Source organism: Nocardia sp. NBC_01377, from assembly GCF_045040005.1.
Lineage (GTDB): Bacteria > Actinomycetota > Actinomycetes > Mycobacteriales > Mycobacteriaceae > Nocardia > Nocardia noduli.
Map to the genome: position 1 here is coordinate 5,384,444 of NZ_CP109566.1, position 25,351 is coordinate 5,409,794.

Annotated in this window: 21 protein-coding genes, 1 pseudogene and 1 riboswitch; of the genes and pseudogenes, 5 read left to right on the plus strand and 17 right to left on the minus strand. The window is 67.6% G+C overall.

All coding sequences use genetic code 11. The annotated features are described in order from the left end of the window. Complete coding sequence (locus tag OG225_RS24755; RefSeq protein WP_405177478.1) at positions 1-699, plus strand: response regulator transcription factor; 699 nt, start codon at positions 1-3, stop codon at positions 697-699. After that, a complete protein-coding gene (locus OG225_RS24760) occupies positions 692-1,717 on the plus strand; it encodes a sensor histidine kinase (RefSeq protein ID WP_405177479.1) in 1,026 nt (341 codons plus the stop codon). The genes OG225_RS24755 and OG225_RS24760 overlap by 8 nt, the downstream gene beginning before the upstream one ends. 3 nt (positions 1,718-1,720) lie before the next feature. On the opposite strand, the gene OG225_RS24765 is transcribed toward OG225_RS24760, so the two are convergent. The 10 genes from OG225_RS24765 to OG225_RS24810 form a co-directional block, all read right to left on the minus strand. After that, the gene (locus OG225_RS24765; RefSeq protein ID WP_405177480.1) at positions 1,721-2,785 is read right to left on the minus strand and encodes an NAD-dependent epimerase/dehydratase family protein; all 1,065 of its coding nucleotides are present in this window, start codon (positions 2,783-2,785) and stop codon (positions 1,721-1,723) included. Positions 2,786-2,921: 136 nt separating this feature from the next. Then, the gene (locus OG225_RS24770) at positions 2,922-4,010 is read right to left on the minus strand and encodes a winged helix DNA-binding domain-containing protein (RefSeq protein ID WP_405177481.1); all 1,089 of its coding nucleotides are present in this window, start codon (positions 4,008-4,010) and stop codon (positions 2,922-2,924) included. 84 nt (positions 4,011-4,094) lie between these two features. After that, the gene (locus OG225_RS24775; protein WP_405177482.1) at positions 4,095-5,600 is read right to left on the minus strand and encodes a substrate-binding domain-containing protein; all 1,506 of its coding nucleotides are present in this window, start codon (positions 5,598-5,600) and stop codon (positions 4,095-4,097) included. 126 nt (positions 5,601-5,726) lie between these two features. Then, positions 5,727-6,791 (minus strand): PHP domain-containing protein, encoded by a 1,065-nt coding sequence (locus OG225_RS24780; RefSeq protein WP_405177483.1) that lies wholly within the window; start codon positions 6,789-6,791, stop codon positions 5,727-5,729. Between the two features lie 5 nt (positions 6,792-6,796). Further along, positions 6,797-7,378 carry a dihydrofolate reductase family protein gene (locus OG225_RS24785; protein ID WP_405177484.1) on the minus strand — a complete coding sequence of 194 codons (582 nt, stop codon included), beginning with the start codon at positions 7,376-7,378 and terminating at the stop codon, positions 6,797-6,799. A gap of 64 nt (positions 7,379-7,442) precedes the next feature. Continuing rightward, positions 7,443-8,303 carry a bifunctional DNA-formamidopyrimidine glycosylase/DNA-(apurinic or apyrimidinic site) lyase gene (gene mutM / locus OG225_RS24790; protein WP_405177485.1) on the minus strand — a complete coding sequence of 287 codons (861 nt, stop codon included), beginning with the start codon at positions 8,301-8,303 and terminating at the stop codon, positions 7,443-7,445. Between the two features lies 1 nt (position 8,304). Next, positions 8,305-9,027, minus strand: coding sequence for a ribonuclease III (gene rnc / locus OG225_RS24795; protein ID WP_216911214.1), 723 nt, complete (start codon positions 9,025-9,027; stop codon positions 8,305-8,307). Between the two features lie 22 nt (positions 9,028-9,049). After that, positions 9,050-9,232: a 50S ribosomal protein L32 gene (gene rpmF / locus OG225_RS24800; RefSeq protein WP_109529679.1), complete on the minus strand. Its 183-nt coding sequence runs from the start codon at positions 9,230-9,232 to the stop codon at positions 9,050-9,052. Between the two features lie 66 nt (positions 9,233-9,298). Continuing rightward, positions 9,299-9,931, minus strand: coding sequence for a YceD family protein (locus OG225_RS24805; RefSeq protein ID WP_405183359.1), 633 nt, complete (start codon positions 9,929-9,931; stop codon positions 9,299-9,301). A gap of 88 nt (positions 9,932-10,019) precedes the next feature. After that, positions 10,020-10,766 (minus strand): DivIVA domain-containing protein, encoded by a 747-nt coding sequence (locus OG225_RS24810; protein ID WP_405177486.1) that lies wholly within the window; start codon positions 10,764-10,766, stop codon positions 10,020-10,022. Between the two features lie 401 nt (positions 10,767-11,167). Between OG225_RS24810 and OG225_RS24815 the strand changes: the two genes are divergently transcribed. Beyond that, positions 11,168-11,683, plus strand: a complete 516-nt coding sequence (locus OG225_RS24815; RefSeq protein WP_405177487.1) for a GtrA family protein — start codon at positions 11,168-11,170, stop codon at positions 11,681-11,683. A 75-nt stretch (positions 11,684-11,758) separates the two neighbouring features. Here OG225_RS24815 and coaD read toward each other — a convergent pair whose 3' ends face one another. The 5 genes from coaD to OG225_RS24840 all read right to left on the minus strand — a co-directional run bounded on the left by coaD (position 11,759) and on the right by OG225_RS24840 (position 17,564). Beyond that, entirely contained in the window at positions 11,759-12,247 is a 489-nt protein-coding gene (gene coaD / locus OG225_RS24820) for a pantetheine-phosphate adenylyltransferase (RefSeq protein WP_405177488.1), read from the minus strand. A 133-nt stretch (positions 12,248-12,380) separates the two neighbouring features. Then, positions 12,381-12,752: a VOC family protein gene (locus OG225_RS24825; protein WP_405177489.1), complete on the minus strand. Its 372-nt coding sequence runs from the start codon at positions 12,750-12,752 to the stop codon at positions 12,381-12,383. A 105-nt stretch (positions 12,753-12,857) separates the two neighbouring features. Beyond that, on the minus strand, positions 12,858-13,559 hold the full coding sequence (locus tag OG225_RS24830) for a helix-turn-helix transcriptional regulator (protein ID WP_405177490.1): 702 nt from the start codon (positions 13,557-13,559) through the stop codon (positions 12,858-12,860). Between the two features lie 40 nt (positions 13,560-13,599). Further along, the gene (gene rsmD, locus OG225_RS24835; protein ID WP_405177491.1) at positions 13,600-14,163 is read right to left on the minus strand and encodes a 16S rRNA (guanine(966)-N(2))-methyltransferase RsmD; all 564 of its coding nucleotides are present in this window, start codon (positions 14,161-14,163) and stop codon (positions 13,600-13,602) included. Continuing rightward, on the minus strand, positions 14,160-17,564 hold the full coding sequence (locus OG225_RS24840; protein ID WP_405177492.1) for a pyruvate carboxylase: 3,405 nt from the start codon (positions 17,562-17,564) through the stop codon (positions 14,160-14,162). Before OG225_RS24840 ends, rsmD begins: the two co-directional genes overlap by 4 nt. A 322-nt stretch (positions 17,565-17,886) precedes the next feature. Next, positions 17,887-18,039: riboswitch (cobalamin riboswitch) on the plus strand. A 141-nt stretch (positions 18,040-18,180) separates the two neighbouring features. Between OG225_RS24840 and OG225_RS24845 the strand changes: the two are divergent. Continuing rightward, positions 18,181-18,835: pseudogene (locus tag OG225_RS24845) on the plus strand (5-methyltetrahydropteroyltriglutamate--homocysteine S-methyltransferase); the annotation flags it as partial. A gap of 922 nt (positions 18,836-19,757) precedes the next feature. Next, complete coding sequence (locus OG225_RS24850) at positions 19,758-21,179, plus strand: short-chain fatty acyl-CoA regulator family protein (RefSeq protein WP_405177493.1); 1,422 nt, start codon at positions 19,758-19,760, stop codon at positions 21,177-21,179. A 21-nt stretch (positions 21,180-21,200) separates the two neighbouring features. Here the strand turns inward: OG225_RS24850 and recG are convergent, their stop codons facing one another. Together recG and OG225_RS24860 are read right to left on the minus strand one after the other, a co-directional pair. Further along, positions 21,201-23,501, minus strand: coding sequence for an ATP-dependent DNA helicase RecG (gene recG / locus OG225_RS24855; RefSeq protein WP_405177494.1), 2,301 nt, complete (start codon positions 23,499-23,501; stop codon positions 21,201-21,203). Positions 23,502-23,527: 26 nt separating this feature from the next. Then, entirely contained in the window at positions 23,528-25,207 is a 1,680-nt protein-coding gene (locus OG225_RS24860; protein ID WP_405177495.1) for a DAK2 domain-containing protein, read from the minus strand. Between the last annotated feature and the right edge of the window lie 144 nt (positions 25,208-25,351).

Sequence of the window (25,351 nt, forward strand, 5' to 3'; positions counted from 1 at the left end):
ATGTGCATTCTCATCGCAGACGACGATCCCGTCGTCCGGGACGTGGTCCGGCGCTACCTGGAACGCGACGGCCACACCGTGCGCGAAACCGTCGACGGCGCGTCGACGACGGCCGCGCTGGCCGAGGAGGGCGACGCGGTGGAGCTCGCGGTACTCGACGTGATGATGCCCGCGCCGGACGGGATCGAGATCTGCCGGGCCATCCGATCCGGTCCGCGCCCGGACACCCCGATCATCCTGCTCACCGCACTCGGCGACGAGGACGACCGGGTGCTCGGACTGGAGGCGGGCGCGGACGACTACGTCACCAAACCGTTCAGCCCGCGCGAGTTGGCGCTGCGGGTGGCCTCGGTGCTGCGGCGCGCGCAACCGGTCCGCGAGAACGGTCACCAGGTGCTGCGCGACGGACCCATCGAGGTGCGTCCCGCCGCGCGCCTGACACTGGTCGACGACAAACCCGTCGACCTGACCCCGCGCGAACTCGACCTGCTGGTCTTCCTGCTGAAACATCCGGGCGAGGTCTTCAGCCGGGAGGAACTGCTCGCGCGGGTGTGGGGCTGGGATTTCGGCGATCTGTCCACCGTCACCGTGCATATCAAGCGGTTGCGCGCCAAACTCGGCGACCGGCACCGCATCGACACCGTCTGGGGGCGCGGCTACGCCTGGGGACGTACCGATTCCGGAGGAAACCATGCCTGAGGACACCTTCGCGCTGATCGCGTTCTCGCTCGCCTGTTCGGTGCCGGTGGTGCTGATCGGCGCGCTGATATTGCGCGCCAACAGTAATCGGTCGCTGACGGTCAGCATGGCCGTGCTCGTCCTGATCCCGACACTGGCGACCTTGGCTGGCATCATCGGTGTGAGCGGTCTGATGTTCACCCACGAATTGCAGCGCACCGCCGTGGTTCTGGCAGTCGTCGCGGCCGTCACCGTGCCCGCGGCGATTCTGCTCGGGCGCGAGCAGGCGCGCAAAACCGTGTGGGAGAAGCAGATTCGGGATCAGGAGCGCGCGGCCGAGAAATCCCGGCGCGAACTGGTCGCCTGGGTCAGCCACGATCTGCGCACGCCGCTCGCCGGGATCAGGGCGATGGCCGAGGCCCTCGCCGACGGTGTCGTGAGCGGTCGAGACGATGTCGCGGGCTATGCGGCGCAGATCGGGTGCGAGACCGACCGGCTGTCCAGAATGGTCGACGACCTGTTCGAGATGTCGAAGATCAACGCGGGCGCGCTGCGACTGGAGTTGGAACCGGTTGACCTGCGCGAACTCATCGACGAGGTGCTCGCGGCCAATCGGACCACCGCCGAACGCGCCCGCATCACCCTGCGCGCCGAGCAGCCCGAGCACCGGATCATGGTGACCGCCAGCGACCAAGCCCTCGGCCGAGTACTCACCAACCTGGTCTCCAACGCCATCGCCCACACCCCGCCCGGCGGCGAGGTGTCGCTGTCGGCGGGCACCACCGACGGACAGGCGTGGGCACGTGTCGACGACACCGGTCCGGGAATCTCGGAAGCCGATCTGCCCCGCATCTTCGACGTCGCCTACCGCGGCACCGCCGCGCGTTCCCCGGTCGCCGCCGACGGGGTTCCCGCGGGCAGCGGTATGGGCCTGGCCATCGCCGCCGGACTCATCCAGGCACACCACGGCGACATCACCGTCGAGAACCGTGACAGGGGCAGCCGTTTCGAGGTGCGATTACCGCTGTCGAAGAACTGAATCTCACACGCTCGGCGCGCACACTCCCGCGCTCTCACGCAGCGGCTCGAAGGCGAAGCGGGCCAGACCGTCGAGCGGATCCACGGTCGCGACGAAACCCAGTGCGCGCGCGGCCCTTCCCGGATCGGCGACGATATGGCGCACATCCCCGGCCCGGTAGCCGCCGGTGACCACCGGTTCCGGTCCGCCGCGCGCCACGGCCAGGGTCGCGGCGACCTCGAGGATCGAGATCGGGCGTCCGGAGGAGATATTGAGCGCCTGGAAGCCGGGCAGCGGCCGTTCGACGGCCGCCAGATTCGCGGCCGCGATATCGGCGACGTGCACGAAATCCCGCATCTGCCCGCCGTCCTCGAAAACCCGTGGCGGCTGCCCGACCTCCAGCGCCGATCGGAAGATCGCCGCCACCCCGGAATACGGTGTGTCCCTGGGCATATCGGGGCCGAAGACATTGTGGTAGCGCAGGGCCGCGACCGTCGAACCGGTGGCGGAGGCCCAGGCGGCCGCGTAGTTCTCCTGCGCGAGTTTGCTCGCCGCGTACAGACTTCTCGGCCGCAGCGGCGCGTCCTCGTCGACGGTGTCCCAGGTCAGCGATTCGCCGTCGGGGCCACGGTATTCGAAGATTCCGGCCGCGAGATCCTCCGGTCGACGAGATTCGACCTCGACTCGGCCGCACCGCTGACCGAAATAGCGCCCCTCGCCGTAGACCACCATGGACGACGCCAGCACGAGTCTGCGACAGCCGGCCCGGTCCATGGCGGCGCACAGCACGGCGGTGCCGACATCGTTGTGACTGGCGTAGGCGGGCGCGTCCTGCGCGCTCACGCCCGCGCCGACCACCGCGGCCTGATGGCAGACTACGTCGATTCCGCGCAGTACGCCGTCCAACGCGACGCCGTCGCGCACGTCGAGTCGCGCCACACCCGGTGGCGCCGTCGCGTCGGGGCCGTGCGCGGCGGGCACCATGAGATCGATCGGGACCACCTCGTGTCCCGCGCCGGTCAGCGCGCGGTAGACGTGGGATCCGATGAATCCGGCCGCGCCGGTCAGCAGGACTCTCATGCCGCTCACCGGCGCGATTCCGGCCGGTGTACCGCGCCCATCACCACTCGCCGGTCTCGTGTCATACCCCGATCGTGCCCGGTCGCGCCGGGATGCGGGAGTACCCGCGCCGGAGCGTCAGATTTCGGTCACGGTTGCCGGGCCGTCAGCGCTCGATGATCACCTTTCCGTCCTCGCCGGGGGCGATGAAACCCAGCAGGGAGGCCGCCTCGGCGCGCACCGCCTCCTCGTCACCGGGGGTGAGCGGATGCCAGGGGATGACGCGGACGGTGGCGCCGTCCAGCGCCCACCGGCCGTGGACGAAACCGTCGACCAGGTACACGGGCACCCCCGCCGACGCCTCCGCGGCGGTGCGCGCGCGGTCCTCCTCGCTGATCATCCGACGGCGGTCCTTGTGTCCGAGCAGGGCATTGTCGAAGGCGGGCAGGAAGCGGACCGGCACGGGCAGGTCCGGATCGGCCAGCGGCGCGTCCTGGACGTCGAACAACACCTTGTGCTTGTCGTCGGTGAAGACGCGCAGGCGGTCGCGCATATCGTCGATCACCTCGGCCAGCCTGGTGACCCCCGCCCAGGCCTGCATATCGGCGACGGTGGCCGGGCCGTATGCGGCCAGGTAGCGCACGATCAACTGCTCGGGGTCGGGCTCGGTACCCATCGGGTCGCCGATCCATTCGTCGGCCAGGCTCATCGTCACGTACCGATTGCGCCACCTGCCCCACTCGCCGGTCTCGGGACCGTGCGCCATCGGCACCAGCATCTCCACCGATTCCGCGAGTCTGCGGGGCAGTCGGTCGGGAAACCGCTCGGCGAGCAGCTTCCCGAAATCACTACGGCTCAACGTCTTCCCCGCGAGAATCTCGCGTCCGACGACGGCGAGTCCATCGAGGTCGATACCGTCGATCTCGTCACGGAAATAGGGTGCGCGCAGCGCGGCGTGCACGATCGGGCGCACGGTCGGACGCAGCCAGCGGAAGTCCTGCGCGGTCGCGAGGTGCACGGTGCGACGGATCATGGTGGAGCGCACCAGCTTCCGATCCCGCAGTAGCGCCGCCAGCTCGTCGTGATCGAAATTCGCCAGCCGCGACCACAGTCCGACATAGGGCCAGTTCGGTTCCTGCCCTTGCACGGCGACCACGTGCTCGACCAGTTCGAGCGGCCCGATCTCGGCCCGCTCGGCCAGCATCTGACGTACCAGCAGGGTCCGGTTCAGCGCACGCAGCGAAAGTTCCGTCATGAATCAATCTTCTCCGACACCACCGACAGGTAGACACCGCCTCCGGCGCGCGGGTCACGCTATCGGCCGCCGTCGAGGCCCGATTCAGCGATCCGGGACGCACCGTCCCGGCTCGAGCAGAACGCTGTCGCACGGCTCGTTCCCGTGCGCGCGCACCACGCCGTTTCCGGCTCCGACGGTCAGGTAGTGCAGAAAGCTCGCAGCCAAGGAGTCGCCCGGCAGGTCACCATTGCTGTAGGCGTACTCGACGCCCCAGAACGGATACGACCCGGCGATGGTCTGCTCCCGATCGGCGGCAACCCCGTTGATCGTGACGATCCCCATATCGGCCTTACGGGCCTCGGAGAGCTCGCTGTATCCGATGGCGCCGGGGATATCGGCGACCGCCTTGTGCATATCCTTCGTCGCCGCAACATCGCAGTAGGTGTTCTCGGTGTCCTTGATCGCTGTACAGCTCTGGTGCGGGCGTTGGGCGCGGTCGCCACCCAGCATCGTGCTCTCGAATATCGTGCGAGTGCCGGAGCCCGGCGTGCGGTCGACCAGCACGACGGGAAGGTCCGGTCCGCCGATCTGGCTCCACCGGGTGATCCTGCCCTGGAACAGATCAGCGATCTGCTTCGCGGTCAGATCGGTGATGCCCAGATCCTTGTGCACGATCACGGTGAATATCGACAGCGCGAGCGGGCGCGCGAGCAGCGCCGGATAGCGCGGGCCCTTGGATCCGTCGCTGATCGTGATCAGCGACGGATCCGCGCCAACCTCGGTCACATGGTCGAGGCCACGTTCGCTGCCTGCGAATTCGAAGGCGAATTCCGCTCCGGTGCATCGCTTTCCATATTGGTCGGCGGCGTCGCGAATGACGGGTTCGAAGGCGGTCGATCCGACGACGGTCAGCTTTCCGGAAGCGCAGTCGAGCGGATCGGGTTTCGGACCGACCTGTGCGACGACGAACTGCACCACGATCACCAGCACCAGGAAGGCGATGAGCGTCAGCATCACCCGCGACACCCCGGTGCGGCTCTTGGTCTCGGTGACGCGCCCGCGCTTGATCCCGCCGAGCAGTATCGGATCGGGATATTCGCCTGTGCCCTCCGAACGTTGCAGAATCGCGAGCACCTTGTAGTGGTCGCCGCGATTCAACGGCACCTTGGGCAGGTCGATCACACCGATATGCCCGCCGGTGTCCTCGCGAACGCCGATACCGGAATTGGGGCCGAGAGAGTCGGCCAGATCCTGATCGCTCAGTTCGGTGACCGCCATACCGACCACACGTCGCTGCGGAAAGCGCAGATGCAATCCGACCCGAGCGACCGGAGCCAGATAGTCGGCGGCCTCGATCGTCGACGTTCCGCTGTTCTCGATCCGCACGAGCACGATCGACAGATCGCGCATGTTCGCACCGGCATCCCGGCGCAGTTGCGACAGCACCCCGGGAAATACCGCTTCGACCTCACCGGTGACCGGCGTGTCCATCTGCACGCGATAGCCGAGCCTGCGTCGTCCGGCGATCGCGAACTCCCACAGGAATGCGGCGACCGGCACGGCGATACCGATCAGCGCCAGTATCGTGTCGACCGGAAAATCTCCCACCGACGGTTCCCTCCCCCGAAATTATTGCCACGCGAACTCGACTACCCCCGCGTCCCAACCATTTTCGAGCGGATTCGGCTACCTGCCCGGTGGCGGTGCCAGTGTTCGGCGACTGTTCACGTCCGGTCAACCGGCGTCGGCGCGCGTCCAGGCGATCAGTCGCTCCACCGGCCAGGTGTTGATCACCCGATCTGGCGTAATACCGTTCGCCAGCGCGCGCTCACAGCCGTAGCCCTGCCAATCCAATTGCCCCGGCGCGTGCGCGTCGGTGTCGATGGAGAAATAGCACCCCATCTCGACGGCGAGCCGGATCAGCCGCGACGGCGGATCGCGGCGCTCGGGGCGGCAGTTGACCTCGACCGCCGTCCCGTACTGCCTGCACGCTTCGAACACCACTTCGGCGTCGAAACTCGATTCGGGCCGCGTACCACGACCACCCTCGACCAGGCGTCCGGTGCAGTGCCCGAGCACGTCCACATTCGGATTCGCGACCGCGTAGACCATCCGCTTGGTCATCACCGCGGCATCGGCCCGCAGGTGCGAATGCACACTCGCCACCACGATATCCAGTTCGGCCAGCAGATCGGCGCGCTGATCCAGGGTGCCGTCATCGAGGATGTCGACCTCGATCCCGGTCAGTATCCGGAACGGCGCGACCCGCTCGTTCAGTTCGGCGATCACATCCAGTTGGCGGCGCAGCCGGTCCGCCGACAGGCCGTTGGCCACCGTGAGCCGGGGCGAATGATCGGTCAGCGCGCAGTATTCGTGTCCGAGCGCGGCGGCGACGCCCATCATCTCCTCGATCGGGCTGCCACCGTCGGACCAGTCCGAATGGGTATGCAGATCACCGCGAAGCGCGGTGCGCATCGATCGGCCCTCGAGACCGATGGGAGCCGCGGCATTGCGCAATTCGGTCAGGTAGGCGGGCACCGCGCCGGAATACGCCTGCTCGATGACCACGGCGGTCTTGGGCCCGATCCCCGCGATCTCCTGCCAGCTGTGCGCGGCCCGGTGCGTCTCTCGATCGTCCGAGGACAGACCGGCGACGATATCGGCGGCCCGCCGATACGCCTTCACCCGATGTGTCTGCGCGCGTGCGCGTTCGAGCCAGAAACCGATTTCGCGCAGCGCTTCCACCGGGCCCGGCGCCGCAGCCGGGCTCGGTGTGGCCGACGACTCCGGTCCGGCCACCGCGACTATCGAATCTTGCTGTACTTGATGAAGGCCACCCCGTCCTCGAAGACCCGGCTGGTGATCACCCGGTACCGGGTGATATCCGGCAGCCTGGTGCCCACACCGAACAGCGGCTTACCGTGCCCGAGCACGATCGGATACAGCTTGAGGTAGATCTGATCGATTTCCGGCAGCAGCGCCTGCGCCAGCTCCCCGCCGCCGCACAGCCAGATTCCGAGCCCCGACTCCCGTTTGAGTTCGCGTACCGTCGCCAGCGGATCCCGCGCGATCAGCTCGACCGCGGGATCGGGATTCTCCGGCAATGTCGTGGACACCACGAACTGCCGCAGATGGGCGTACGGACTCGACGTGCCGGTACGCACGCCGAAATCGTGCGTCTTGCGCCCCATCAGCACCGTGTCGAAGCTGGCGTTGCGTTTGTCGATCCCCCGCGCTTCGCGCACCTTGGTCGGCAGCGTCTCGGGATACTGCGCGGTGATCGCCGGGCCGTGGTCGCCCCCGACCGGGAAGAAGTCGACCGCTCCGTCCTCGGTGGCGATGAATCCGTCGATAGTGGACGCGACGTAATACGTGAGCTTGCGCATAAATCCTTCCTCCAACGACCGGACCGATATCCCGACCGCCTGAGGAAACGGTAGCTCGCTCGGCTCAGCGGTGGTGAGGCTTGCGCTGGCAGCGCGGGCAGGAGTAGGAAGACCGGTTCATGAATCGCTCGCGCACGATCGGGGCGCCGCAGCGGCGGCACGGTTCGTCCTCGCGACCGTATACGGCCAGTGAGCGCTCGAAATAGCCGGATTGCCCGTTGACGTTCACGTAGAGCGCGTCGAAAGAAGTACCGCCCGCCTCCAGCGCGTCGCCCATCACGGCGCCGACCTCGGTGAGCAGAGTGCGCAAGGCGGGGCGCGTCAGCCCGGAGGCCGGACGATTGCCGTGGATGCGACCGCGCCACAGCGACTCATCGGCGTAGATGTTTCCCACCCCCGAAATCACGGTCTGATCCAACAGCACCCGCTTGATCTCGGCGTTCTTGGCGCGCAGCGCGGCGACGGCCGCTTCCTGATCGAACAGCGGATCGAGCGGGTCACGCGCGATATGGGCGACCGGTTCCGGCAGCAGCGATCCGCCCACCTCGACCAGCGGGGCCAGCGCCCAGCCGCCGAAGGTGCGCTGGTCGACGAAACGCAATTCGGCGCCGTCGTGCAGGGCCGCGCGGATATGCGCGTGCTTCTCCACCGGCGCGACGGCGGGCTGCACCAGCATCTGCCCGCTCATACCCAGGTGCACGACCAGCGCGGTATCGGGCTCGTCGAAGGTGAGCCAGAGGTATTTGCCGCGACGTCGCGCGGATTCCACGCGCAGACCGGTCAGCCTGGCCGCGAGATCCGCGGCGCCTTCGAGGTGGCGGCGTACCGACCGGGGATGGGTCACGGTCACCGATTCCACGGTGCGGCCGACCACATGTGTGGCGAGTCCGCGCCGCACCACCTCGACCTCGGGAAGTTCGGGCACGTCAGGCGTCTGCGGTCAGCGCCCGATAGGCGGCGCCCGCCGCCTTCTGCTCGGCTTCCTTCTTCGACCGACCGACGCCCTGCCCGTAGTAGGCACCGCCGATCACCGTCGTCGCCGTGAATTCCTTGTCGTGGTCGGGGCCCGTCGAGGTGATCTCGTAGCTGGGCACGCCGATACCGCGTTCGGCGGTGAGCTCCTGCAGGCTGGTCTTCCAGTCCAGGCCCGCGCCCATCCGCGGTCCGCGTTCGAGCAGATCGGCGAACAGGCGCAGCACCACTTCGCGCGCCACGCCGATACCGTGCTCGAGGTGCACGGCGCCGAGCAGCGATTCCATGCCGTCGGCGAGGATGCTCGGCTTGTCCCGGCCGCCGGTGAGCTCTTCGCCCTTGCCGAGCAGCAGGTGCACACCGAGACCGCCTTCGCCGAGACCCCGCGCGACCTCGGCCAACGCGTGCATGTTGACCACGCTGGCACGCAGCTTCGCCAGTTCACCCTCGGACTTGTGCGGGTGCTCGTGGTAGAGCCGCTCGGTGATGCTCAGGCCGAGCACCGAGTCGCCCAGGAATTCCAGGCGCTCGTTGGTCGGCAATCCGCCGTTCTCGTAGGCGTAGGACCGGTGGGTGAGGGCGAGCCGCAGTAGATCCGGCCCCACCTCGACACCGAGTGCCTCGAGCAGGCTCACGTGTTCACCGGCCGAACCGGCTTCGTCCTCGCTGACGGCCACGTCGATACGAATGATCGAACTGTCAGACAGCGGAGGTGACCTGACGGCCCTTGTACGTGCCGCAGGATGGGCACGCGATATGAGGCAGGGTCTTCTCACCGCAGGCGCGGTTCGGGCAGGTGATCAGGGTCGGCGCGGTGGCCTTCCACTGGCTGCGCCGCGACCTGGTGTTGGAACGGGACATCCGGCGCTTGGGAACGGCCACGACTACTTCTCCTCTGTCCTGTGTGCATGCCATGGCGGTGTTCGCCACGGCGGCTGACTGGTGTTGCTACTGATGGTCCGGCTCGGCCGCGCCCGCATCGGGGCCGGCGCTGCCGGACGATTCGGGGGCGAATTTCGCCAGCCCGGCCCAGCGAGGGTCAAGTATCTCATGCCCGTGATCGGAACCCGCAATCGCCATCCTGACACCGCATTCCGGGCAGAGCCCGGCGCAATCCGGCGTGCACAGCGGCTGCAACGGCAGTTCCAGACCGAGCTGGTCGATGATCACCGGCTCGAGATCGACGGTGTCATCGACCAGGCGGTAGACCTCGTCGTCCTCGGTGGTCTGCTCGGTGGCGCTGTCCGGGTAGGCGAACAGTTCGGTGAGGTACAGCTCCTGCGAATCCGTGAACGGCTCCAGGCAGCGCGAGCACTCCCCCGCCGTCGGCGCGGTGACCGTTCCGGTGACGAGCACGCCCTCCGAGACCGCCTGCAAACGCAGGTCGAGTTCGACCTCGGCGCCCTCGGGCACCGCGATCATCTCCAGCCCGAGCCGATCGGCGGTGACCGCCGTCCTCCGGAGTTCTTTCATGGTGCCGGGCCGCCGACCGAGGCTGCGGACATCCAGCACGAATGCCGCGTCCGGCTCGCGGCGCTGGGCCGCGTGCGAACGCGATGTGGAACCGGAACCGGCGGGCATCACGAACTCACTCACGATCGAAGGGGTATGGGCAACCACTCGACAATACGCGAGGTGGCCCGGGCGAATCAAAACGCCCCCGAGCGGGCTACCGGCGGAAATCGCTCGCGTAGTCGGGTGAGCCCGTGCCGGAACGCAACTGGTGCCTGCCCCGGCCCACCGTGCGCAGCGTCGTGCTGAGCGTCTCCTCCAGATCGGCCAGCGTCGAGTCGACGTAGTGGTCGCATTCGTCGCGCATCCGGTCCGCCTCTTCCTGGGCGCCGTCGATGAGGCGCGCCGATTCGGCGTGAGCGGCGCGCACCACCTCGGTCTGGGCGACCAACCTGGCCTGTTCTGCCTTGCCCTCGGCCACCGAGCGCTCGAAGGAGGCTTTACCGGCCTCGATCACGCGATCGGCCTCGGCGCCCGCCCGCCCGGTGACGGCCTCGAATTCGGCGTTACCCTCCGCGACGACGCGATCGGCCTCGATCTGGGCGGAATTCACCAGGTGATCGGCATGCGCGCTCGCCTCGGCGACCATGCGATCGGCGTGCGCCTTGGCATCGGCCAGCATCCGGTCGGCTTCCTCGCGGGCCGAGCCGATGGTCTGCTCGGCCTGCTCGTTGGCGCCGGTGACCGTGGATTCGGCCGCGTTGCGGGCGTCGGAGACTATCTTGTCGCGATGATCGAGGACGTCTTGGGCGTCGTCCAGCTCACCCGGTAGCGCGTCGCGCACGTCGTCGAGCAGCTCCAGCACGTCACCTCGCGGCACGATGCAACTCCGGGTCGGCGGTATGCCACGCGCCTCCTCGACGATGGCCACCAACTCGTCCAGCGCTTCGAATACGCGATACATGCTGACTACCCCGCTCTCGTACAGGCCTTCGGGCGAAACATTCCGCCGAGCCCAGTGTGCCCCTCATCACGGCCCGCGCCGAGTCACTTTCCGGCGTGTCACCGCCAGTGTCTCGCAGACCACACAAAATCAAGTGGAGATCACCTCTCCGCTTCGTGTTACATTTTTACCGAGAGAGACCTCGACAAGATCTTCATAAGAGAAGTACAGGCCCCGACCGGAACCGTGGGACCGAGAGGAGGCCGACGGTCGGATCAACCCTTCCCCTATACCGATTGACCAGTTCGCGTTCGCATTGGATCCTTGACGTGCGCACGACGAACGGAACACCCGGTGGCGGGAAGGAAGCGACGACCATCGCCGTTGTTCCAATCGAAGGCAGAGTGTGGATCGGATAGACCATGACCGTTCTGGAAGTACCGCGGACACCGATGTTGCCCGCCGGCATGTACACACCGTGGGTGGGGCCCAACCCGGTCCTGGACACGGCGCCGGTGACGCGTCGCATCGGTCGGATCGCCGGATACCTGCGCGGTGATCGGGCTTTCGCCCAGCTGATCCGGTTCGCGGCGGTCGGGGGATCGAGCAATATCACCTACGTCCTGCTGTTCTTCGCCATGCACGGCGTCGGTCCGCTGCTCGCGAACGTGGCGGGTTCGATCGTGAGCACCGTCATCGCCAACGAACTGCACCGTCAACTCACCTTCCACGCCGCCGGTCGCGTCGGCTGGTTCACCGCGCAGTGGGAGGGCGGCGGCCTGGCACTGGTCGGACTCGGCATCTCCACCGCGGGACTCGCCGCCCTGGAAGTGTGGGCGCCCGGCCTCGGCGACAGCATGCAGGCGGCCGCCGTACTCGCCATCACCGCCGCGGTCGGCGGTATGCGCTTCCTCGCCCTGCGCGGCCTGGTCTTCTGAGCGCCGCTTTTCGAACTGACAGATCCGCCCCGGCTCCGTGATCAGGAGCCGGGGCGGATCCGTGTCCGACGCAACCTATCCCTTGTTCCGTTCGGCCAGCCGTGCCAGTAGCCGCTTGTGCACCAGCGGCGGCAGCATGTCGGTGACATCGCCTCCATAGGACGCGACCTCTTTGACAAGGGAACTGGACAGATAGCTGAACGAGGGGTTGGTGGCGATGAAGAAGGTATCCACCCCGGACAGTTTCTTGTTCATCTGCGCCATCTGCAGTTCGTAGCCGAAATCACCCGCGTCGCGCAGACCCTTGATGATGGCGCCGATCCCCTGCTCCCGCGCGAAATCCACGAGCAGGCCCTGCCAGGACTCCACCCGCAGGTTGGGAAGATTCGATGTCGCCTCGCGCAACATCTCCATCCGCTCCTCGACCGTGAACATCCCCTGTTTCTTGGGATTGATCATGACGGTCACCACGACCTCGTCGAATTGTGCCGACGCCCTGGCGAATACGTCGATATGTCCGTTGGTCACCGGATCGAAGGATCCGGGGCACAGTGCTCCAGCCATAGGGCCGACCGTAGCAGCCGCGAGGCCACCCACGCCCCCGCCACTTCCGAGGACGACGGGTCGCCGACGCCGAGTCGGGCGGGACACGACGTCGCTGTCGTGTACGCCGCCCGATAGCCGCGCGGGTCGCCCGTTACGAGCCGGGGGTGAAAACGCCGAAGTTGTTGCCGGACGGGTCGAGGATGTGGGCGAAGACGAGCCCGTCCTTCGCAGTGGTGGGCGGGACCAGGACCTTGCCGCCGTACCCCTCGGCGGCGGCGACCGTGGCCGCGACATCGCGGACCAGAACGACGAACGTGGCGTGATTGGCGCTCGCGTCGGGGGAATGCATGACCCCGCCGCTCGGTCCCTGGCCGCCGGGGTAGGTGATGAGGTCGTATCCGTCGGTGTTCGGATCCGGGGTGAAATTCCACCCGAACAGATCACCGTAGAACTTGCCCACCTCGGCGGGCTTGTCGCTGCCGATCTGGAACCAGGCGACCGTGTTCTCCGCGGGCTGTGTCATCTCGCTCCTCCTGGAGTGTGGATGTGTGGATGCTGACGTGCCCGTTCACCATCTCCCGCTCCGGCGACAACCCTATGTCGGTGTTTCCGAGCCGATTCCACCGATTCAGAAGCCGACCGCGCGCACGACACGGTCGGGCGGCGCGGCGGCGGTGGGGTCGAGCAGGCGGCGCGGGAACGGTGAGTCGGTCATCGTCACCGCGCGGATCCGATCGAGGCGGAAACACCGCGAGCTGTCGCGCAATCGGCACCAGGCCACCAGATACCAGCCGTTGACGCCGTCGACGAACGCCATCGGCTCGACCTCGCGCGCGCTGTGCGCTTCGAACCGGTCGATGTAGTCGATGCGCAACACCCGCCCGATCTCGATGGCGCGCTCGATCACCGCCGGAATCTGCTCGGCGGGTGGCTGGTCGAGCCGTTCCACGCGCCGCACACACGCCACCAGATCACGCGCGGCCTCGGCGTCGGTCTCCCGCATCACGGCCAGGATCTTGCGCAGCGCGCTGCGCCCGGCGTCGGCGAACGGCGTGGCACGACTGTTGTCCAGCGCCACCGCGAGGGCGACGGCCTCGGCCGGGGTGAAATTGAGCGGCGGCAGCGACATGCTCTTGTCCAGCGCGTAGCCGCCGCGCCTGCCGACATCGGCGTAGACCGGAATACCGGCCTGCTGGAGTGCGGTGATATCCCGTTCGATGGTGCGGATACTCACCTCGTACCGCTGCGCCAGTTCCCGCGCGGTGCGCAGCCGTGGCGCGACGGCCCTGAGTTCTTCGACGATGGCGTACAACCGATCCGTGCGGTTCACGCGCACACGGTAGCCCCCGGCACCGACAGATTCGGTGTGCTCAGACCGCCGGATCGTATTCCGCGAGTTCGATCCGCGTCTCGCCGTATTTGCGCGCCTTCGAGGCGATATACCCGGTGGGCCACACTATTTCGGACGAACGAACCGAGCGCTCGACGACGACCAGCGCGCCCGCCGCCAGCCACCCTCTTGCGGCCAGCGCGGTGAGGTCGGCGACGACGGCCGCGGTGTCCACGTCGTAGGGCGGATCCGACAGCACCAGATCGAACAGGCCCGCACCGCCCTGTTCGAGAACGGCGGCGACAGTCCCTACCCGCAATTCCGCGCCCGGCAGACCGAGGTCGGCGATATTGCCGCGCACGATCGTCGCGGCTCTGCGGTCGGATTCGACCAGCAGCGCCAGCGCCGCCCCGCGCGAGAGCGCCTCCAATCCGAGCGCCCCCGACCCTGCGTACAGGTCGAGCACCCGGACGCCGTCGAATTCGATTCTGGCGTCGAGTGCGCTGAAGAGCGCCTCGCGCACCCGGTCGGAGGTAGGCCGGGTACCCGAGGGCGGCACCCGCAGGCGCCGCCCGCCCGCCGAACCGGCGACGATCCGTGTCATTCGCTCGCGGACTCCGGTACCGACACCTCGATGAGCAGATCGCCGCCTTCGACCTGCTGGACCTTGCCGATCGCCACGCGGGTGACCGTGCCCGAACGCGGTGCGGTGATCGCGGCTTCCATCTTCATGGCTTCGATGGTGGCGATGGTGTCGCCCGCGCCGATGGCGTCGCCTTCGGAGACCGACAGCGTGACCACGCCCGCGAACGGGGCCGCGACATGTTTCGGATTGGTCTTGTCGGCCTTCTCCGCCGCCGGGACCTCGCTGGAAATGGAACGATCGCGCACCGCGACCGGACGCAACTGTCCGTTCATGATGCACATGACCGTGCGCATGCCGCGTTCGTCGGGTTCGGAGATCGCCTCGAGACCGATGAGCAGGGTGACGCCCTTCTCCAACTGCACCCGGTGTTCCTCGCCTCGGCGCAGCCCGTAGAAGAACTGGTTGGCCGACAACCCCATCGTGTTGCCGTACTTCTCCCGATGCGCCAGGAATTCCGAAGTCGGGCCGGGGAACAGCAGGCGATTCAACGTCGCGCGCCGCTGTTCGGAGGTGCCCGCGAGCCCGGCTTCGTCGGTCGGGGTCAGCGGGTTCTCGGGTTTGGCCGGTCCGCGTCCTTCCAGGGCTCGGGTGCGGAAGGGTTCGGGCCAACCTCCGGGTGGGGTGCCGAGTTCGCCGCGCAGGAACCCGATCACCGAGTCCGGGATGTCGTAGCGGCCCGGGTCGGTGGCGAAGTCCTCGACCTCGACACCGGTACCCACCAGCGCCAGGGCCAGATCACCGACCACTTTCGAGGACGGGGTCACCTTCACCAACCGGCCCAGGAGCCGGTCCGCGGCAGCGTATTTGGCTTCGACTTCCTCGAACCGGTCACCGAGCCCGAGCGCGATGGCCTGTTGACGCAGGTTCGACAGCTGACCACCGGGGATCTCGTGGGTGTACACACGCCCGGTCGGAGCCGGGAGCCCGGACTCGAACGGCGCGTACACCTTGCGTAACGCCTCCCAATACGGTTCCAGATCGCACACGTTCTGCAAGTTCAACCCGGTGTCGAACTCGCTGTGCGCGGCCGCGGCCACGATCGCCGAGAGCGCGGGCTGGCTCGTGGTGCCCGCCATCGCCGCACTCGCACCATCGACCGCGTCCGCACCGGCCTGCCACGCCGCCAGATAGGTCGCCAACTGCCCGCCGGGAGTGTCGTGGGTGTGCACGTGCACCGGCAGATCGAAATTACTGCGCAACGCCGTGACCAGGGTCGCCGCGGCCGGGGCCCGCAACAGACCGGCCATGTCCTTGATCGCGAGTACGTGCGCGCCCGCGTCCACGATCTGCTCGGCCAACTTCAGGTAGTAGTCCAACGTGTACAGGGTCTCGTTCGGATTCGACAGATCCCCGGTATAGGACAGCGCGACCTCGGCGATCGTCGTCCCCGTCTCACGCACCGCGTCGATGGCCGGACGCATCTGATCGACATTGTTGAGCGCGTCGAAGATCCGGAAGACATCGATACCGGTCGCCGCCGCCTCGGACACGAACGCGCGAGTGACCTGCTCCGGATACGGGGTGTAACCCACCGTGTTACGGCCCCGAAGCAGCATCTGCAAACAAATGTTCGGGACCGCTTCGCGCAACGCCGCCAACCGCTCCCACGGATCCTCGTACAGGAACCGCAACCCCACGTCATAGGTCGCGCCACCCCACGCCTCGATCGACAACAGTTCCGGCGTCAGGCGGGCCACATGCCCGGCCACACCCAACAACCCATTGGTCCGCACCCGGGTCGCCAACAACGACTGATGCGCGTCCCGGAACGTCGTATCCGTCACGCCCACGGCCTTCTGCTCACGCAACGCCCGCGCGAAACCCTCGGGCCCCAACGCCAGCAACCGCTGCCGCGAACCATTCGGCGGCGCGACCTTCAGATCGATCGCGGGCAGCTTGTCATGCGGATACACCGTGGTCGGGCGTTCCCCGTGCGGCTTGTTCACCGTCACATCGGCCAGGTAGGTCAGGATCTTGGTACCGCGATCCGCCGAACCGCGCAGGGTCAGCAGTTGCGGACGTTCGTCGATGAACGAGGTGGTGACCCGACCCGCACGGAAATCCGGGTCCTCCAGAACCGCTTGCAGGAACGGGATATTCGTCGTCACACCGCGGATACGGAATTCGGCCAGCGCACGCGCCGCACGAGCGATCGCCGCTTCCAGATCGCGACCGCGACAGGTCAGCTTGACCAGCATCGAATCGAAGTACGCGCCGATCTCCGCGCCCAGGTTCGCGCCGCCGTCCAGGCGGATACCCGCGCCGCCCGGGGTGCGGTAGGCGGTGATACGCCCGGTGTCGGGCCGGAACCCGTTGGCCGGGTCCTCGGTCGTGATCCGGCACTGCAACGCGGCGCCACGAATCGTCACCGACTCCTGACTCAAACCCAGATCCGCCAGCGACTCCCCCGCCGCGATCCGCAACTGCGACTGCACCAGATCCACATCGGTGATCTCCTCGGTCACCGTGTGCTCGACCTGGATCCGCGGATTCATCTCGATGAACACGTGATTGCCGCGTTCATCGAGCAGGAACTCGACCGTCCCGGCGCACGAATAACCGATCTCACGCGCGAAAGCCACCGCGTCCGCACAGATCCGCTCCCGCAACACCGGATCCAGATTCGGAGCCGGGGCGAGCTCGATCACCTTCTGATGACGCCGCTGCACCGAACAATCCCGCTCGAACAGATGCATCACATTCCCGTGCTGATCGGCCAGGATCTGCACCTCGATATGACGCGGATTCACCACCGCCTGCTCCAGGAACACCGTCGGATCACCGAACGCCGACTCCGCCTCACGCGAAGCCGCCTCGATCGACTCACGCAACTGTTCGGGCTCGGCCACCCGCCGCATCCCGCGACCACCGCCACCGGCCACCGCCTTGACGAAGATCGGGTACTCCAGCTCGCTCGACGCGGCCAGCAACTCCTCGATATCGGCCGAGGGCGCGCTCGACGCCAGCACCGGAAGCCCCGCCGCCCTGGCCGCCTCGATCGCGCGCGCCTTGTTTCCCGCCAACTCCAACACCTCGGCCGACGGGCCGATGAAGGTGATGCCTTCCCTGGCACAGGCCGCGGCCAGATCCGGATTCTCCGACAGGAATCCGTACCCCGGATAGATCGCGTCGGCTCCGGCGGTCTTGGCCGCACCGATGATCGCCTCGATCGAGAGATAGGTACGGACCGGATGGCCCTTCTCACCGATCTGGTAGGACTCCGCCGCCTTCAACCGGTGGACCGAATTACGGTCCTCGTACGGGAAGACCGCGACGGTCCCGATGCCGAGTTCATACGCCGCACGAAAGGCACGGATGGCGATCTCGCCGCGATTGGCAACCAAGACTTTCGAGAACATTGGCTTAAGGTACCCGCCCCGGAGGCGGCTGCCGACAGGGAAGTGCCCTTCGCAGAAATCTTCACAACAGAACTAGCACGGTTGCGAAGTTGTGTTCATCGTACGGTCACATGCTGCGACGATGAACCGCGGACCCGGCGCTGCGAATTAGCTCACACGAATCGCTCCATGGTAGCTGGAACGTATCGCACCGCCACGGCGCCCGACCGGCCGTTCCGCGCATGCTGACGAGTGCAACTGGTTCGCCGAGCGCAGACGAGATGGAGCCCCTACGTCGCGCCTCGGCGTCGAACCCGTCCGCCGCGATGTCGGCGGACAGGCGAGAGGGAACCCGGCGGGAATCCGGGACTGTCCCGCAGCGGTATGCAGGAACGACTGCCGTCACGAGCACTGGGCGTCCTGGGAAGCGACGGCCAGTAGGTGAGCCCCGTCCGTGATCGGCCAGTAAGTCCCGCGCCCGCGAGTCCGAAGACCTGCCACACTGTGCCGGATACGCCGTATCCGGCCGCCACCGCCTCGCGGACCACCGGTGCCGATTTCTCGGGCTCCGACCGCGCCCTCCGAGACATCCCGCTGATTCGCACTGCCCTCATGGCGATGGCTCACGACCACAGCACTGGAGTATCGACGCAACTGTTCTCCGCACACTCCGTTCACCGCAACGGTTCTCGGGCTGCCCCGGGTCGGCCCGATCCAAGAGTTGAAGCGCACCACCGAGTCCTAGTGGGGCCGGGCGCATCGACGCCGAACGATTGCACGCCATCGCCCAGGATCTGCGCCGCACCCAATTCGCCTAATTGCTCGCGGCCGGAATGGATTCGGTGCCGATGGGCACCTTCTCCCACAACGACCAGGTCCTCGACACCGCCGTTCTCCTCGGCGCGCTGCCGCCGCGTGTGGCGGGTATCACCGATCCGCTCGACCGATATTTCGCCGCCGCGAGCGGCACCGACACCGTCGAACCGCCGGAGATGACCACATGGTTCGACACCAACTACCACTACCCGGTGCCCGAGATCACGGCGGAGACCACCTTCGCCCTGCATTCCGAACAATTGCTGAAGCAGGTGGACGAGGCGCTCGCCCTCGGCGTGCCGGCCCGGCCCGTGGTGATCGACCCCGTCACCTTCCTGAAATCGGCCGAGGATGCCTCGGGCGCGCCGCTGCGGCGGTTGCCCGCGTTGGTTCCGCTCTCCCGTGACCTGCTCGCCCGGCTCGCGACGAAGGGCGTGGCCCGGGTCCAGATCGATGAGCCGGTGCTGGTGACGGAATCTCACCGAATCCGAGATCGACGCGGAGCCGTTCGCGCGGCCACGGCGATGTCATTCCGCCCGCGGCTTCGGCCTGCGCCGCGAGGTGTAGGCCTCACAGGCTTCGCCCGCGCGCTCGACGGCGCGTAACCGCGCTCTGGGATCGATTCCGCGAGTGCCACTTTCGCGGGCGCCGTCGTCACGGGGACCGACGCCCCTGCCGTCGATCCCGCGCCGCCACGACATGTGACTCGAACAACGATCCATTCGTCACGCCTCCTCGCACGTCGACCTCGTCCGTCACCCCTCTTCGACGCGCGATCGTGCGATCCGGTTCCCGCGATCTCCAGCGGGTTTTCCCAGGATGCGGAATCCGGGCCCGACGACGCGGGCCCGCGGGTGATCCGACGTGACGGCCGCACGGTGGACACCGACGCGGCGCGGCGGACCGGGCATCAGAAGATCCCCTCACGAACCTCCGGTGCCCGGTCCGGTACCACGGGCGCCACGACGAACGGCGGCTGATCGAGTGCGCCCGCACCGACTCCGGTCCTGCTCGCCGCGTCGAGAAACGGTCGTACCCCGCAGGTTTACTACCCCGGCCGCGAGAATCCGAAACGTTTCGAAGTCGGACACGCGAACGGGTCGGGGTCGACGGTGCGACTCCGCGCGGCGCGTCGGTGACGGCGACCCGGACCGCGCGCGCCACCCCCGAGCGATCCGTTCCGCCCGAGGTTTCGAACTCGGAAACGCCGCGCGAACGGGGCGAACGCGTAATATGTGGTTCTTCGCGCATCCCTCGGCTCGCTTCGGGCCCCTTGCTGCCCCTTCGCACGCTACGCAAGGTTGACCTGTCACTGAAACCCCTCGCAAGAGTGGATCTTTGTACGCGAGAACTCCGTTTTGTGCAATGTTTGCGAAGGCCGCCGGTTACTATTCGGCCGTGCGCAAGATGTACGCGGGCGCCCGGCTACGGCGACTGCGCGAGGAAAGACGGATGACCCAGGCCGCGCTGGCGAAATCCCTCGACCTATCGCCCAGCTACCTCAACCAACTCGAGCGCGATCAGCGGCCGCTCACCATCCCGGTCCTGCTGAAACTCAATTCCACCTTCGACCTCGACGTCCAGTTCTTCGCGGCCGATTCGGACGCGCGACTGGTCTCGGATCTGCACGAGGTGCTGGTCGACGCGGCGGGCGGTGACAGCGCGCCACTGACCGAGGTGGAAGAACTCGCGACCAGGCAGCCGGAAGTGGCGCGCATCCTCGTCGCCATGCACCGCAGGCTACGGGCGGCCACCGATCAACTCGACCTGTTCTCCTCCCGGGTGTCCGCCCCGTCCGGAGTCCCGGGCACCCCCATGCCGTACGAGGACGTGCGCGACTTCTTCTACGACCACCACAATCACATCCCGCACCTGGATCTGGCCGCCGAGCACCTGTTCGACGAATGCGGGCTCACCATCGGATCACTGGATCGTCAGCTGGCGCGGATCGCCGAGGAACGCGCCGGGGTCACCGTGCTGGTGCGCGGCGACGGCGCCGACCCGTCGATTCCGAAACGCCACTACGACGCCGACAGCCGCACCCTGACCCTGGCGCGCCGATTGCGCCCGGGCCAGCGCGCGTTCCAGATCGCGACAACACTCGGATTCCTGCTCTACGGCAACGATCTCGACATCGTGCTCGACGAGACCCCCTCGCTCGTCGGCGAATCGCGCACCCTGGCCCGCATCGGTCTGGCCAACTACTTCGCCGGCGCGCTGGTCCTTCCCTACGGCCGTTTCCTGCGCTCGGCCGAGGAACTGCGCTACGACATCGATCTGCTCAGTCTGCGTTTCGAGGTCGGCTTCGAGACGATCTGCCACCGGCTGAGCACGCTGCAACGCCAGGGGCAGCGCGGCGTTCCGTTCTTCCTGGTCCGCACCGATCGCGCGGGCAATATCTCCAAACGCCAGTCGGCGACCGCGTTCCACTTCTCCCGGGTCGGCGGCAGCTGCCCGCTGTGGGTGGTGCACGAGGCCTTCGCCCATCCCGGCCGCATACTCACCCAGGTCGCGTCCATGCCCGACGGGCGGCGCTACCTGTGGATCGCGCGCACCGCGATGACCGCGCCGCAGGGCTTCGGCACCGCGACGAAGAATTTCGCGATCGGCGTCGGCTGCGATATCGAATACGCCGACCGCCTGGTGTATTCGACCGGATTGCAACTCGGTGATCCGGCGGCCGCCGTGCCGATCGGGGCGGGATGCAAGGTGTGCGAGCGGCCGACCTGCGCACAACGCGCGTTTCCACAGATCGGCAGCCCACTGGCCGTCTCCGAGCACATCAGCACCGATCTGCCGTATCCGCGCGCCCTGCGCTGAATTCGGCTCGCCGCCACCGGGTCAGGACTTCGCCAGATACTCCAGGCGTTCGGCGTCGACGGCGGCGCGCATCATGCTCGCCAATCCCGGATGTTTGTCCAGACGCGGATCCTCGCGCACCACCTCGCGGGCGAAATCCTGTGCGGCGGTGATCGTTTCCAGATCATCGAGCAGCGAGAGCAGCCGTAGCGAACGCGCCGTGCCCGACTGGGCCGAACCGAGGACGTCACCCTCGCGACGCTGGCGCAGATCGAGCACCGACAGTTCGAAACCGTCGGTGGTCCCCGCGACGGCGGTCAGACGCGCCATGGCCGAACCGCCCGGCGCGGCATCGGTGATCAGCAGACACAGGCCCGGATGCGCGCCGCGTCCGATGCGGCCGCGCAACTGGTGCAGCTGACTCACGCCGAAACGATCGGCGTCGAGGATCACCATGACCGTCGCGTTGGGCACGTCGACGCCGACTTCGACCACGGTGGTGCAGACCAGCACATCGATATCGCCGTCGTTGAACGCGCGCATGGCCCGGTCCTTCTCGTCCGCGTGCAACCTGCCGTGCAGCAGTCCGATCCGCACATCCGCCAGCGGACCGGCACGCAACATGTCGAAGACCTCGACGGCGGCCTGCGTGGTCGGAGGTTCCTTCTCCGGGGTCGCCTTGCCCTTGCCTTTCGCCGTGCCACCTTTCGCCGTTTGCCCCTTGCCCGCGCCGCCGTCCTCCTCGTCCTCGCCGATGCGCGAACAGACCACGTACGCCTGCCTGCCCGCGGCGACCTCTTCGAGGATGCGCTCCCACGCGCGGTCGACCCAGTTCGGATGCTGTTTGCGCGGAACCACTTTGGAGGTGATCGGTGAACGGCCTCTCGGCAGCTGGGTGAGCGTCGACGTCTCCAGATCGCCGAGGGTCGTCATCGCGATGGTGCGCGGGATCGGTGTCGCGGTCATGACCAGCAGATGCGGGCTGGTTCCGGATTTCGCCTTGGCGCGCAACGCGTCCCGTTGCTCGACGCCGAACCGGTGCTGTTCGTCGACGATCACCATGCCCAGATCGAAGAATTCCACCGCGTCCTGGATGAGCGCGTGGGTGCCGATCACGATCCCCGCTTCGCCGGTCACCGCGTCCAGGAGCGCGGCCTTCTTGGTGGCGGTGGACATGGACCCGGTCACCAGGACCACCTTGGTCGCCTGATCCGCCGCGCCGAGTTCACCCGCGGTCGCAAGTTCGCCGAGCATCGCGCGCAGCGACCGATAGTGCTGGGCGGCCAGCACTTCCGTCGGCGCGAGCAGCGCGCATTGCTGACCGGCGTCGACCACCTGCAACATCGCGTGCAGGGCCACGATGGTCTTACCGGAACCCACCTCGCCCTGGAGCAGCCGATGCATGGGCTGCACGCGGGACAGATCCGAGGAGATCTCCGCGATCACCTCCTGCTGCCCCGCGGTGAGTTCGAACGGGAGTTTCTTCTCGAAGGCCGCCGCGATGCCGTCGGTACGGGGCGGGCACGACCGCGCCGTCCGCCCCGCCACCTCGTGCCGACGCTCGGCCAGCACCAATTGCAAGGCCAACGCCTCGTCGAAACGCAGCCGTTCCTTGGCCTGGTCGATATCGGCTCTGCTCTCGGGCAGGTGGATCGAGCGCAGTGCGTCGGAGATCTTCATCAACGCGCGTTCCTCGCGCGTGTGCTCGGGCAGCGGGTCGTCGATCGGGTCGAGTTGTTCGAGCACCTGGCGCACACAGGCGAGCAGATCCCAGCTCTGCACCTTCGCCGTGGCCGGATAGACCGGGATGAACTCCCGCTCCATGAACGAGACGTCCACGCCACCGGCGCCTTTCGCGCTCTCGGCGAGTCCGCGCAGATCACCGCCGCCGCGCACCCTGGTGAAGGTGCCGACCGAATCGTCCTCGGTCTCGGGCAGAATCAGGTAGCCGGGATGCGAGAGATTCCAACTGCCGGGCCGCCAGTAGCTGACCGTGCCCGACATCATCGCCCGCAGCCCTTCCTTGACGACGTATTTCACCTTGTCGCCGTTGAAGAAGGTCACATCGACCGGGCGTCCCGCGCCGGTGTCGAGCATCACCTTGAGCAGGGAACCGCGCCGATTGCGCATCGGCTTGAGTTCGGTCTTGGCGATCCGGCCGATGACGGTGATGTGCGAACCGTCCTCGGGTTTCTCCTCGGTCAGCGGCTGACCCTGGGTCGCGTAGCGCAGCGGGTAGTGCCGCAGCAGATCCTCCACGGTACTCATGTCGAAGGACTCGGCCAGCGAATCGGCCGCCTTCGCCCCGAGGATGTGATCGAGCCGATCACCGAGTGTCGCCATGCCTCATTCCTTCGTCCGCGCGCGGGTCATTCCACCCCGATCTGCACCAGATCCTCCTGCTGTCCACCGGAATACACGGTGACCTCGACCCCGGGGAAGCCGCGCGCGATATGCGCGGACAGTTCCTCGGCGAGTTCCTCCGGTGTACCGGCGCCCATGAGCAGGGTGACCAATTCTCCACCGAGACCGAGCATCCGATCCAACAGCGTCCGCCCCGCCGACAGTACGTCGCGCTCGATCAGCACCACATCGTTGCCGACGAGTCCGAGCCCGTCGCCGGATGCGCAGGTGCCGACCATCGTCAGGGCGCGATGCGCGGCCGCGCGCAGCGAACCCCAGCGCGTCGCCGCGGCCGCCTCCGACATGGCGAAGGCGTCGTCCACCGCGATCCGACCCCGATCGTGGACGGCGAGCGCGGCCAGCCCCTGCACCATCGAGCCGCTCGGCAGCATCAGCACGTCGCGGCGCGCGTCACGCGCCGCCACACCGACGGCGACCAGTTCGTGCGCGGGCAACGCGCCGTTGGGCAGCACGAGCACTTCCCGATTCGGCATCCGCCGGATGGCGGTGAGCAGGGCGTTCGCGGTGATCGGTTCGTGCCCGCCGAGTACGACCGCGCCCGCGGCCTCGAACAGCACCGCCGCGCCCTCGCCCTCGGCGACGGCGAGAACCGCGCGATCGACCGGCATACCGGCCGCGTCCGAACACCCGCCCTCCCGCGTATTGCGCGGATCGGCGGCGCAGTCGTCATCGACGCGGGAGGCGGTGACGACGAAACTCTCGATACGGATCGCGGCGAGTGTCCCCGACGCTATCCCCGCCTCGACCGCGGCGCCCGCGTCGGCGCAGTGCACGTGCGCCGACCACGATCCGTTGCCGTCTCCGACCACACCGACCGAATCACCCAGTGCGGCAAGCCGATCACGCAGTGTCGCGACCCTGGTCTCGTCGGTGTCGGCGAGCAGGTACATCACCTCGAAACACGCCTCGGTCGAATCCGGCCCGGTATTCGCGTGCTCGGGGTGCTCCCGGCCCGACACGACCTCGATATCGCCGGGCAGGTAATCCGGGCGGGCGGGCGCTTCACCCCTGATCACCGAGACCAGTCCGTCCAGCAGGACGACCAGTCCACGGGCGCCCGCGTCCACCACACCGGCCTCGCGCAGCACGCCCAGCTGGGAGGGGGTGTCGCCGAGGGCTTTGGCCGCGCCGTCCGCCGCCGACAGCGCGACCTCGGCGAGCGAGGTCCCCGACCGCGACGCCGCGCTGGCCGCCGCGCATTCGAGCACCGTGAGGATCGTTCCCTCCACCGGTGAACTGAGCGCCTGGCGCACCAGCGCCGCCGCGCGTGCCAGCGCGTCGCGCAGGGTCGCCGCGGTGAGTTCGCCCTCCCTGGTCGCCTCGGCGATGCCGCGCAGTACCTGCGACAGGATGATCCCGGAGTTGCCGCGCGCGCCGAGGGTGGCTCCGCGCGCCATCGCCGCCGCGACCTCGTAGGTGGACTGTGGAGCAGCGCGTGCCTGTGCCGCCTGCACGGCCGCGCGCATGGTTGCCAGCATGTTGGTGCCGGTGTCGGCGTCGGCGATCGGGAAGACGTTCAGCGCGTTGATCTCCTCGCGCCGCTGCTCCAGACCCGCGAGACAGGTCCACCCCCAGCGCAGCAGTGCCGTGCCGTCGATCGCGTCCCGCTCTGCCCGCACCGTCACCTCACTCCCATAGCCGTACCGCCACACCCGTTCCCCGCCAGGTTAGCGGGATATCCCGGCTCTCGATCGACGACACCGACCGAGTACTGTTGCCGTGTGCCGGGTCGCCCCGGCCCGTACGCCCGATCACCGGTTTGGAGGATC